This window comes from Motilimonas pumila, from assembly GCF_003596335.1.
GTDB lineage: Bacteria > Pseudomonadota > Gammaproteobacteria > Enterobacterales > CBDFNC01 > Motilimonas > Motilimonas pumila.
Genome location: NZ_QZCH01000114.1, coordinates 1 through 1,032, shown reverse-complemented (window position 1 = coordinate 1,032; position 1,032 = coordinate 1). Strand labels below are relative to the sequence as shown.

At 47.1% G+C, this 1,032-nt stretch carries 1 protein-coding gene; it reads right to left on the bottom strand.

Annotated features, from left to right (window positions below; translation table 11 throughout):
- The coding region (tuf, locus tag D1Z90_RS20770) for an elongation factor Tu (protein WP_119912662.1) at positions 1-1,032 on the bottom strand (1,032 nt) is incomplete at both ends.

The window sequence follows — 1,032 nt, the reverse complement described above, 5'->3', positions numbered from 1 at the left end:
GAAGATTTTAGATACAACACCAGCACCTACAGTACGGCCACCTTCACGGATAGCGAAACGTAGACCTTCATCCATTGCGATTGGAGCGATTAGCTCTACAACGAATTTAAGGTTATCACCTGGCATTACCATTTCTACACCTTCTGGAAGCTCTACAGCACCAGTGATGTCAGTTGTACGGAAGTAGAACTGTGGACGGTAACCTTTGAAGAAAGGAGTGTGACGACCACCCTCTTCTTTAGTTAGTACGTATACTTCTGATTCGAACTTAGTGTGTGGGTTGATTGTGCCTGGAGCAGCTAGTACTTGGCCACGCTCAACTTCTTCACGCTTAGTACCACGTAGAAGTGCACCAACGTTCTCACCTGCACGACCTTCGTCAAGCAGCTTACGGAACATTTCAACACCTGTACAAGTCGTCTTAGTCGTTTCTTTGATACCTACGATTTCTACTTCGTCGTTCACACGAACGATACCCGCTTCAACACGACCTGTTACTACAGTACCACGGCCTTGGATTGAGAAAACATCTTCGATAGGCATGATGAATGGCTTATCGATGTCACGCTCTGGCTCTGGGATGTAGCTGTCTAGTGCTTCAGCTAGTTCAACAACTTTCGCTTCCCAATCAGCTTCGCCTTCTAGGGCTTTAAGGGCTGAACCTTGGATTAGCGGTAGGTCATCACCTGGGAAGTCGTACTCAGAAAGAAGTTCACGAACTTCCATTTCTACTAGCTCTAGTAGCTCTTCGTCGTCAACCATGTCACATTTGTTCATGAATACGATGATGTAAGGTACACCAACCTGACGAGAAAGTAGGATGTGCTCACGAGTTTGTGGCATAGGGCCATCTGTCGCAGCTACTACTAGGATTGCGCCATCCATTTGAGCAGCACCAGTGATCATGTTTTTAACGTAATCGGCGTGTCCTGGACAATCTACGTGTGCGTAGTGACGAGTAGGCGTATCGTATTCAACGTGAGAAGTGTTGATTGTGATACCGCGCTCGCGCTCTTCTGGAGCGTTATCGAT